Origin of the sequence: Noviherbaspirillum sp. (assembly GCF_036846085.1) — a bacterium.
Taxonomy (GTDB): Bacteria; Pseudomonadota; Gammaproteobacteria; order Burkholderiales; family Burkholderiaceae_D; genus Noviherbaspirillum.
The window spans coordinates 1-10,398 of record NZ_DAIUCO010000196.1 but is presented as its reverse complement, the minus strand read 5'-3'; the positions used below and the strand labels follow the sequence as shown (position 1 = coordinate 10,398).

Genomic DNA, 10,398 nt, shown 5'->3' with positions numbered 1-10,398 from the left:
TGCCGTAGCTCGACCGTTACCGCAATAATCGTCCACCGCCACACCCCTCACTTCAACTTCGCCAGCATCTCGCTCGTCACCAGCACGACTCCATTTTCGGTGCGGTAAAAGCGCTTCGCATCCAGTTCCGCATCCTCGCCGATCACCAGCCCTTCCGGCAGCTTGCAGCCACGGTCGATCACCACTTTCTGCAAACGGCAATGACGACCTATTTCCGTATGCGGCAGGATCACCGTTTGCGTAACGGTGCAATATGAATGGATGCGCACATTGGAAAACAGTACCGCCTGCGTCAGGTCCGAACCGGACACGATGCATCCGCCCGAGACCAGCGTGTTGGCCGTCTTGCCGTGTGCGCCGCTTTCGTCCGGCACGAACTTCGCCGGTGGAAGCTGCTCCTGGTAGGTCCAGATCGGCCAGTCCCGGTCATAGATATTCAACTCGGGCATATCGGATGCAAGGTCGAGGTTGGCCGACCAGAACGCATCCACCGTACCGACGTCGCGCCAGTAGGGCTTCATGTCCGGCGTGCGCGGCACGGACGAGAGATTCAGCGGATGCGCGAGCGCGCGTCCTTCGCTGACCACCTTGGGAATGATGTCCTTGCCGAAATCATGATTGGACGATTCGTCGGCCAGATCCTCATCCAGCAGCCGGTACAGATACTCGGCATTGAATACATAGATGCCCATGCTGCCCAGGGCGACATCCGGCTTGCCGGGCATGGCCGGCGGGTCGGCGGGCTTCTCCAGGAAGCTGGTGATCTTGCGGTCCTCGCTGATGGCCATGACACCAAGCGCTGTGGCCTCCATCCTCGGCACCTCGATGCAGCCGACGGTGCAATCCACGCCGCGCTCGACGTGGTCGAGCAGCATCAGGGAATAATCCATCTTGTAGATATGGTCGCCGGCGAGGATGACGACATACTCGGGGCCATAGGAGCGGAGAATGTCGATATTCTGGTACACCGCGTCCGCCGTGCCCCGATACCAGTACGCCTCGTTTACCCGCTGCTGCGCCGGCATCAGGTCGATGAATTCATTGGCCTCTCCGCGCAGGAAGTTCCAGCCGCGTTGCAGGTGGCGCAGCAGCGAATGGGACTTGTATTGCGTCAGCACGCCGATGCGGCGTATGCCGGAATTGATGCAGTTCGACAAGGCGAAATCGATGATGCGGAACTTGCCGCCGAAGTACACCGCGGGCTTGGCGCGCTTGTCGGTCAGCTGCTGCAACCGGGAGCCCCTGCCACCGGCCAGCACGAGTGCGACGGTACGTTTCGGAAGCTGGCGGGCAATAATGAGTTTGTCTATTGTTTGGTCCATCACGGTCTCTCTTTGGTTTTTTTAATATTCGTTTGCATGCATCTTCCATACCTGAGCTGGAACCTGCATCTCGGCACGGCTTGATTTCGCCGCGTTATCCGTCCAGTCTCAGCATCACGGTGGCAAGCGGCGGCACGGCAACTGCCAGCGAACATCGGCGGCCATGTGACGGGACATCCTCGGACGCAAGCATGCCGTTTCCGACGCCGCTGCCGCCGTACGCCACATTGTCGGTATTGAGGATCTCGCGGTAGCTTCCGGATTGCGGCACGCCGATCCGGTAGGCACGATGCGGAACCGGCGTAAAGTTCGCGATGACCAGCATGAAATCGCCTCGCTCATCCCTGCGGATGAAGGAAAAAACGGAATTGTCCCGGTCGTCGTGCGCAATCCACTCGAAACCGGCGCTGCTGCAATCAAGCTGATGCAGCGCCGGATAGGCGCGATAGACGGCGTTCAGGTCGCGCAACAGGCGCTGTACGCCCTTGTGCAGCGGCTTTTCGAGCAGATGCCAGTCGATACCGCGGTCCGCATTCCACTCGCCTTCCTGGCCAAATTCGTTGCCCATGAACAGCAGCTTCTTGCCCGGATGTCCCCACATGAAGCCGTAGTAGGCGCGCAGGTTGGCGAAGCGCTGCCATTCGTCGCCCGGCATGCGCCCGAGTATCGATCCCTTGCCATGCACTACTTCATCGTGGGACAGCGGAAGCACGAAGTTTTCGCTGAACGCATAAACCAGGCCGAAGGTCATCTGGTCATGATGATGCTTGCGGTGGATCGGGTCCCTGGCCATGTAGTTCAGCGTATCGTTCATCCAGCCGAGGTTCCACTTGTACTGGAAGCCGAGCCCGCCCTCCTGCACCGGGCGCGACACGCCCGGGAAGCTGGTCGATTCCTCGGCCATCAGGGCGGCGTCCGGCCGCTCGGTGCGCACCAGTTCGTTGACGGTGCGCAGGAAGTTGATGGCTTCCAGGTTTTCCCGTCCGCCGAGACGATTCGGTATCCACTGCCCGTCTGCCCGGCTGTAGTCCCGGTACAGCATCGATGCGACGGCATCGACACGCAAGCCATCGACGCCGAACCGTTCCAGCCAGTACAGTGCATTGCCGGCAAGGTAGTTGCTCACCTCGCGCCTGCCGTAGTTGTAGATCAGGGTGTTCCAGTCCTGGTGGAATCCTTCGCGCGGATCGGCATGTTCATACAGGTGCGTGCCGTCGAATCGGGCGAGGCCGTGCGCATCCGAGGGGAAATGACCCGGCACCCAGTCGAGGATGACGCCGATGTGATTGGCGTGCGCGAACTCCACGAAAAAACGGAAGTCTTCCGGCGTGCCGAACCGCGATGTCGGCGCAAAGAGACCGACCGGCTGGTAACCCCAGGAGGCGTCGAACGGATGCTCGCTGACCGGCAGCAGCTCGACATGGGTGAAGCCCAGTTCGCGCACGTAGGGGATCAGTTGCTCCGCGAGTTCGCGGTAGGTCAGCCATCCCGGCGCCTCGCCCGGCTTGCGCCGCCAGGAGCCGGGATGCACTTCATAGATGCTGACCGGTGCACGGGTCGAATTGGCCGCGCGCCGCTCCGGCCGTTGCGGACAAAGCGCAGGCATCGGATGCACCACCGATGCGGTCGCCGGTCGCAGCTCGGCGCGGAAGGCAAACGGATCGGCCTTCAGAAGCCGCTCGCCTTCGCCGGAAAGGATTTCGTATTTGTAGAGGTCGCCCTGGCCGACGTGCGGGACAAAGATTTCCCATATGCCGCATTCATGGCGCAATCGCATCATGTGCCGCCGGCCATCCCACCGGTTGAAGTCGCCCACGACCGATACCCGCCTGGCATTCGGCGCCCATACCGCGAAACTTGTCCCGGCCACGCCGTCGATGTCGATGAGGTGCGCACCCAGCTTCTCGTAGGGACGCCTGTGCGTGCCTTCGGTGAACAGCCAGACATCCATTTCCCCCAGCACCGGGGGGAACCGGTATGGATCCTCCAGCACCGTTTCATGATTGCCCCAGTTCACGGCGAGCCGGTACGCGAACCGGCTGCGCCTTGCCGGCAATGCGACGGCGAATACATCGGTGCCGTGTTGCCGCTCCATATCAGCCAGCGTCTGTCCGCATTCCACATCGATCAATCGGACGGCCTGTGCGCCGGGCAGGAATGCGCGGACGATGAGCCCGTCGTCCAGCGGGTGCATCCCGAGGAATGAAAACGGATCGCGCAGCCCGCCATTGATCAGCGCATCCAGCCCCGCCTCATCGGCCGTGCGAATGGAGCTTGAAGAATCGAGTGTCATCGGAGAATGCATGGCTGAATGGGGTTCCGGCATCTTTTTCTGGTCTGTGTGCCTGCCGCCGACGCGGTAATGGCGCTGGGCCGCGATGGCATGGATGGATCCGGCTTCGAATATTCATTGTAGTCAGCCAAACACCTCGCAGATGAGTGAGTTTCCTCTAGGCACCATGGCACGCGTTGACTTACCGCAAATGACATGCCGTTTGTGGAGACGCACCATGGAAATAGCCTGTTGATCGGCGGCACGGGTCGACGGGCAAAGGTGAATGAAAATATAATGTGCGCTGCAAAACGGGATGCGGCAGCAGCAATAAGCCTCCCGTTTCTCTTTGCTTCGGGCCACCGGCCTTCTTTCCATCGCGGTGAACCATCCGATTTTCAGCAGAATCTGACGTAGTTCATGGCATGCGGGCCATGTGCCGCGGATGTGGCGCCATGTCTCATTCAGGTGCTTGCGTTTCAGGCGCCTGCGCACGACATGGCCGGGATGCTTGCCGGCAAATGCCGGCCGGAACGGCCCTTGTCCGGAGCAATTCAAATTAAACCAGGAGCAATAAAAATGGCTGACTCGAAGGCAAATCCGGAAACCGGCGCGAAACCCTCATTCCTGCGCCGGATCCCACTCGCCATCGGTGCGTTCTTCCGCACTTTTTCGGACGTCGACTATGCGACGCATATCGATCGCCTGAGGCAGGGAGCGGCCCAGCCCACTCCCGAAGCCACGATACCGGAACCGCCGCCGGAAGCACCACCGGAAGCGCCGAAGCATGTGCCGCCCCCGCTGAAGGAAACGCCACCGGAAGCAGCGCTCCAGCTCTTGAGCCTGCTGCAGCGCGATGCCCGCCTGATCGATTTCGCGATGGAGGATCTGAAAAACTACTCCGATGCGGAAGTCGGTGCGGCCGCCCGGGTGGTGCATGAGGGCTGCCGCAAGGTGCTGGGCGAGCATTTCGTCATCGCGCCGGTGCGCGAGGAAAGCGAAGGCAGCAACATCACCCTGCAGGAAGGATTCGATGCGGCGATGGTGCGTCTCACCGGCAACGTTGTCGGATCGGCGCCGTTCCGCGGCACGCTCACGCACCGCGGCTGGCGCGCGAATGACGTCAGGCTCCCCAAACTCACCGGCACCCACGACGCGTCGGTACTCACGCCGGCAGAGGTGGAACTATGAATACACCGCGCTACTCCATCGGCATCGACCTCGGCACTACGCATTGCGCGCTTGCGTACACCGACATGAATGCGAGCGATAACGACAAGACCATCCACGGCGTGCTCGAGATCCCGCAACTCACTGCGCCGGGCACGGTGGAAGCGCAGGCCCTGCTGCCCTCCTTTCTTTACCTGCCGCATGCCGACGAACTGGCGCCCGGTGAACTGGGCCTGCCGTGGAGCGGCGAAGAACGGGACGTGGTCGGCGAGCTTGCCCGCAACCGCGGCGCGACCACGCCGATACGGCTCGTCTCGAGCGCCAAGAGCTGGCTGTGCCATCCTGGCGTGGACCGGCGTGCGGCGATCCTGCCGAACGATGCGCCGCCCGAAGTCGCCCGCGTGTCGCCGCTGCAAGCGTCCGTACGTTACCTGACACATCTGCGGAACGCCTGGGACAATGCGCATCCCGATGCGCCCTTCGGTCAGCAGGATGTCACCGTCACCATTCCCGCATCGTTCGATCCGGCTGCGCGCGAACTGACCGCCGAAGCCGCGCGGCTGGCCGGCTATGACGCACTGACCCTGCTGGAAGAGCCGCAGTCCGCGCTCTATAACTGGATCCAGGCCAGCCAGGGCCGCTGGCGCAAGGAAGTCAGGCCGGGCGACATCATCCTCGTCGTCGATGTCGGCGGCGGCACCAGCGACTTCTCGCTGATCGCCGTCGTGGAGCGCGAAGGCAACCTGGAACTTCACCGCGTCGCGGTCGGCGAGCATATCCTGCTCGGCGGCGACAACATGGACCTGACGCTGGCCCACGTGGTGGCAAGGAAGCTGGCCGCCAGCGGCACCCAGCTCGATCCCTGGCAGATGCGGGCGCTGACCTATGGCTGCCGCGCCGCGAAGGAAAACCTGCTGTCGGATTCGGAAGTGCAGACCATGCCGATCGTGGTCCCCAGCCGGGGGTCGCGGCTCATCGGCGGATCGATCCGCACCGAACTGACCAGGGAGGAAGTGACCGCCGTCATCCTCGAAGGTTTTTTCCCGCAGGTGGACGCGTCCGCCCGCCCGGCCACGCGTACCCGCGCGGCGCTGACGCAACTCGGCCTGCCGTTCGCGCAGGACGCCGCCGTGACGCGCCATCTCGCGGCGTTCCTTGGACGACAGGTGGCGGCACTGAGCGAGCTGGAAGGCTTCGCCGGGCAGGCAGCTCAAGGCGTCAGCTTCCTGCATCCCACCGCGATACTGTTCAACGGCGGCGTGTTCAAGTCGGGCATCCTGGCACAGCGCACCCTCGCCACCGTCAACGGCTGGCTTGCTTCCGAAAACGCGCAGCCGGCTCGCCTGCTGTCGGGCGCCGACCTCGACCTTGCCGTTGCGCGTGGCGCGGCGTACTACGGTTATGTGCGCCGCGGGCGCGGCGTCCGTATCCGCGGCGGTACCGCGCGTGCGTTCTATGTCGGCGTGGAGTCGGCCATGCCGGCCATCCCCGGGATGGAGCCGCCGATGCAGGCGCTGTGCGTCGCGCCGTTCGGCATGGAGGAAGGGACCGAAGCCGAACTGCAGACGCAGGAATTCGGGCTGGTGGTGGGAGAGCCGGTGCATTTCCGTTTCTTCGGCTCCTCGACGCGCCGGCAGGACCAGATCGGCACCATGCTCGATTTCTGGCAGCCGGATGACCTGCAGGAACTGGACGAAATCGAGGCGACGCTGCCGACCGAGGGGCGGCAGCCCGGCGACGTGGTGCAGGTGCGCCTGAACGCCAAGGTCACCGAAGCCGGCACGCTGGAGCTGTCAGCCGTCCCGCGCAGCGGCAGCGAACGCTGGAAAGTCGAGTTCGACGTACGCGGCAACAGCGAATCGCATCAGGACGCCTACAGCACGACGCCGGGCGGACAGTAAGGCGATGAAGCGGTATGCGGTCGGTATCGACCTCGGCACCTCCAACACCGTGGTTGCCTATGCGGAGGCCGGCAGCCAGGACATCCGCCTTCTGGATATCGAGCAGCTGATCGCGCCCGGCGAGATCAAGGCCGGCGCCCTGCTGCCGTCATTGCGTTTCCATCCCGCCCCCGCCGCGATGCCGGCGGGCGACCTGCAGCTGCCGTGGACATCCATGGCAGAACCGCAGCAGGACCCGGTCGTCATCGGCATGCTGGCGCGCAGGCTCGGCGCCCAGGTTCCCGGCCGGCTGGTGTCGAGCGCGAAGAGCTGGCTGTCCCATGCGGCGGTCGACCGTCTCGCGCCGATCCTGCCCTGGGGCGCGGGCGACGATGTTCTCAAGGTATCGCCGGTCGACGCCAGTGCCAGCTATCTGGCGTACGTGCGCGCGGCGTGGAACTTTCGCTTTCCCGATGCGCCACTGGAACAGCAGGAACTGGTACTGACCGTCCCGGCATCGTTCGATGAAGGCGCGCGCGCCCTGACCGTACAAGCGGCGCAGCAGGCTGGGCTGGCGCAATTCCAGTTGCTGGAGGAACCGCAAGCCGCGTTTTACGATTGGCTGTTCCGGCATCGCGGCAGCGTTGCGACGGAGCTTGCGCAGACACGCCTGATCCTCGTCTGCGATGTCGGCGGCGGAACGACGGATCTCAGCCTGATCAAGGTGGAGCTGCAGGAGGATGAGCCGGTGCTGACCCGCATCGGCGTCGGCAAGCACCTGATGCTCGGCGGCGACAATATGGACCTGGTACTGGCGCATGTCGTGGAAGCCGGCATGGCCGGTGCGGCGCAAGGCGACGGTGCTACCGGCAGAAGACTGTCCGCCAGCAGTCTTTCCCAATTGCTGGAACGCTGCCGCGCCGCCAAGGAACAACTGCTCGCCAGGGATGCTCCTGAAAAAGCCCTCGTTACCCTCCTCGGCGCGGGCTCCCGCCTGGTCGGCGGCGCCAGTACCTTCGAGCTGCGGCGGGAAGAGGTCGAACGCGTCGTCGTGGACGGCTTCTTTCCGCTGGTGGGGCCGGCCGAACAAGCGCGGCAACGACGCAGCGGCATTGTTGAATTCGGGCTTCCCTACGCAAGCGACCCGGCGGTCACCCGCCACCTCGCCAGCTTTCTCAACCAGCATGCGACAGCCGCGCGTGAGGCATTGGGTACGGCGGAGTCCGGCGACGGCGGGTTGCCGGTTCCGGATACCCTGCTATTGAATGGCGGCGTATTTCGGGCGCCTGCCCTGGCGGCCCGGCTGGAAAGCACGCTGGCCGCATGGCGCGGCGAACCGCTGCGGCTGCTTCATAACGACAACCCGGATGTCGCGGTTGCACGCGGCGCGGTCGCCTATTCGCTGGCGAAGCGTGGCGTCGGGCCCAGGATTGGCGGCGGCTCGCCACGCAGCTATTTCCTCGTTGTCGACAATGACGCGAAATCCGGCCGTCGCCACGAAGACACCGGAGAAGCGCGCCGCGGCATATGCGTCCTGCCCCGCGGCAGCGAAGCGGGAAAGGAATTTCTCCTGAACGACAGAACCTTCGCCCTGCGCCTCGGCCAGCCGGTTCGCTTTCACCTGCTCTCCACGACCACCGACGAAGGCCCGCCACCCCGCCTCGGCGAACTGGTCGATCTGGACAGAGGCGATTTCTCGCCGCTGCCGCCGATCGCCACCGTGCTGCGCTCCGGCGACGGCGCCGGAAAGCTCGAGGTCCCGGTACGGCTGGCCACCGCGCTGACGGAAGTCGGTACGCTCGAGATGCACTGCGTCAGCGCCACGGAGGCAAGCCAGCGATGGCTGCTCGAATTCCAGCTTCGGGGCGATGCCGGCGATGTCGACGCAGCGGACACGCAAGGCGAACAGCCCTTGCCGCCACGCTTGCCCGATGCCATTGGCAGGATCGACCGGATTTTCGGCACCCGGTCACAGAAAGTTCCACCGAAGGAAGTCAGGCAACTCAGGGCACAACTCGAACAACTCGTCGGCCGCCGTGAAAAATGGCAACCGGCGCTGCTGCGGCACCTGTTCGACGCCCTGGTCGAACGTATGAATACCCGCCGGCGCTCCGCCGACCATGAGCGGATCTGGCTCAACCTCGCAGGATATTGCCTGCGGCCCGGCTTCGGCCATCCGCTCGACGAATGGCGCATCGAGCGCCTCTGGTCAATCTTCGAGACCGGCATCCAGCACGGCAACGATCCGCAGGTCGCGGCGGAATGGTGGACGATGTGGCGGCGTGTCGCCGGCGGACTCGGCAAGGACGCACAGCTGCGGCTGCTGGATGACTTCGCATTCAACGTGCAGGAAGACGAAGCGGAACTCAAGCGACGTCCTCCCCAGCTCGCCAGGGGGACGCACGACGACATGCTGCGCCTCGTCGCGTCACTGGAACGCATCCCGGCGAGCTACAAGGCGGAAATCGGCGACTGGCTGCTCGACCGCTGCATCAAGCCGGCGGCATCGTCCTCCTCCGTCCAGCCCGACACCCTGGCCTTATGGGCGATCGCGCGCATCGGGGCGCGTAGCCTGTTCTATGGCAGCGCGCATGACGTCGTCCCGCCCGACATCGCCGCCGGCTGGCTCGACACCATCATGGCGCTGGACTGGAAACGGATCGACACCGCCCCGTTCGCCGCCGCACACCTTGCCCGCTCGACCGGCGACAGGTCCCGCGACATTCCCGATGAACTGCGCGACCGCGTCGTTCACCGGCTCACGCTGGTCGGCGCTGCGCCGGCATGGATAGCGATGGTGAGGGAGACGACCGAGCTTGACGAGGCGGGACAGCGGAGCTTCATCGGCGATTCGCTGCCGCCGGGGTTGAAGCTGATCGGCTGACGAGCCTGCGCGATGTGACGTGCGGGACCGCAGGGATTACCGCGGCGTGCCGAATACCTGCGTCCAATAGATGGTGGCCTTGCTTTTCGCATTGATCGCATAGGCCGCGCCCATCTCCTTGAAGTCAGCGTTCATGATATTTGCGCAATGGCCCGGACTGCCCAGCCAGCCCTCCACCACCTGTTTCGCGGAGCCCTGGCCGGCCGCCACATTTTCGCCGATGATCCGCCACGCATAGCCCTCCCGTGTCGCCCGTGGCCCGGCCGTGCTGCCGTCGCGGCCCTCATGGCCGAAATAGTCGTACTGCGCCATGTCGCGGCTATGTTTCAGCGACGTCGCGGCCAGCGTTGCGTTCCAGCGCAGCGCCGGCACCGGTGCGAATTTTTTTGTGCCGCAACGGCGTTCCCTGGCGCGTGCGGCGTTCACCAGCGCCAGGACCTGACGGCCCGCCGCCTGCCAGTCGCCGAGGTCGGCACTGAGCAGCGGTTGCGCCAACACGATCTGCCATTGGTTTCCCTGGCGTGAAACGCCGGCCGCCGAATAGCGCTTGCTCAGCAGCAGGCGGCAATCGCTCTTGACCGCAAAGTTCATCGCTTCTCCAGGGGTCGACGGCCCCGACAACGTCAATACCTCGGCTCGCGCCGCCTGGTAGCCGGCGGCGCGCAAGGCTTTCATCAGCTGGTCGCTGCGACCAAGTCGCATCCTGGCCAGCGTCGTCTCCGAAACCAGCGCGGGCACCGGCTCCTGTGCGGCGTCCTTGCATTTCTGCGGCGTAGCGCGATAGGCATTGATCAGGGAAAGCAGTTCTTCGTCAGGCGCCGCCTGCGCGAAAGATGCAGTCATGGTGCCGGCCAGCATCAATGCAAAACG

Annotated in this window: 6 protein-coding genes; 3 read left to right on the top strand and 3 right to left on the bottom strand. The window is 64.3% G+C overall.

From position 1 onward, the window contains the following. Positions 1–47: 47 nt before the first annotated feature. Both glgC and glgB read right to left on the bottom strand, forming a co-directional pair. A complete protein-coding gene (glgC, locus tag V7080_RS19170; protein ID WP_334189998.1) occupies positions 48–1,322 on the bottom strand; it encodes a glucose-1-phosphate adenylyltransferase in 1,275 nt (424 codons plus the stop codon). A 94-nt stretch (positions 1,323–1,416) separates the two neighbouring features. Beyond that, positions 1,417–3,615 (bottom strand): 1,4-alpha-glucan branching protein GlgB, encoded by a 2,199-nt coding sequence (glgB, locus tag V7080_RS19165; protein WP_334189997.1) that lies wholly within the window; start codon positions 3,613–3,615, stop codon positions 1,417–1,419. 558 nt (positions 3,616–4,173) lie between these two features. Between glgB and V7080_RS19160 the strand changes: the two genes are divergently transcribed. From V7080_RS19160 to V7080_RS19150, 3 genes are read left to right on the top strand one after another with little or no spacing between them, the layout of a single operon-like run. After that, entirely contained in the window at positions 4,174–4,785 is a 612-nt protein-coding gene (locus tag V7080_RS19160; RefSeq protein WP_334189996.1) for a DUF2760 domain-containing protein, read from the top strand. Further along, a complete protein-coding gene (locus tag V7080_RS19155) occupies positions 4,782–6,665 on the top strand; it encodes an Hsp70 family protein (protein ID WP_334189995.1) in 1,884 nt (627 codons plus the stop codon). Before V7080_RS19160 ends, V7080_RS19155 begins: the two co-directional genes overlap by 4 nt. Before the next feature lie 4 nt (positions 6,666–6,669). Then, positions 6,670–9,528 carry an Hsp70 family protein gene (locus V7080_RS19150; RefSeq protein WP_334189994.1) on the top strand — a complete coding sequence of 953 codons (2,859 nt, stop codon included), beginning with the start codon at positions 6,670–6,672 and terminating at the stop codon, positions 9,526–9,528. A gap of 36 nt (positions 9,529–9,564) precedes the next feature. Here the strand turns inward: V7080_RS19150 and V7080_RS19145 are convergent. After that, the coding region (locus V7080_RS19145) for a CAP domain-containing protein (RefSeq protein ID WP_334189993.1) at positions 9,565–10,398 on the bottom strand (834 nt) is incomplete at its 5' end.

Coding starts and splice junctions, on each gene's coding strand:
- glgB (WP_334189997.1), bottom strand. CDS start 3,615: ATGACACTCGATTCTTCAAGCTCCATTCGCACGGCCGATGAGGCGGGG.
- V7080_RS19150 (WP_334189994.1), top strand. CDS start 6,670: ATGAAGCGGTATGCGGTCGGTATCGACCTCGGCACCTCCAACACCGTG.
- glgC (WP_334189998.1), bottom strand. CDS start 1,322: ATGGACCAAACAATAGACAAACTCATTATTGCCCGCCAGCTTCCGAAA.
- V7080_RS19155 (WP_334189995.1), top strand. CDS start 4,782: ATGAATACACCGCGCTACTCCATCGGCATCGACCTCGGCACTACGCAT.
- V7080_RS19160 (WP_334189996.1), top strand. CDS start 4,174: ATGGCTGACTCGAAGGCAAATCCGGAAACCGGCGCGAAACCCTCATTC.